This window comes from Phormidium sp. CCY1219 (assembly GCF_055795085.1).
Genome location: NZ_JAYFEQ010000029.1, coordinates 1 through 203 on the forward strand (window position 1 = coordinate 1; position 203 = coordinate 203).

The 203-nt window shown below is 53.2% G+C and carries 1 pseudogene; it reads left to right on the plus strand.

The features are described from left to right. Positions 1-203: pseudogene (locus AC0QH1_RS00315) on the plus strand (DUF4114 domain-containing protein); the annotation flags it as partial.

A 203-nucleotide genomic window follows, 5' to 3' on the forward strand; every position in this document is an offset into this window, starting at 1 on the left:
GTCAGTCTGGCGGGAATGGAAGACCTCGACCCCAATTCCGTGGAATTTATCAAAGAAGCTGCCACTCGGGCGCTGAGTAATTCCGAACTGGGTCATATTGCGATCGATGACAGTAGCGACGCGGCGCGATTTACCGGCTCTTTAAATGAAGGCAATTGGAACTTCGGCGAATATCGAGGCGTGCAAACCGTCTCCATGCGACC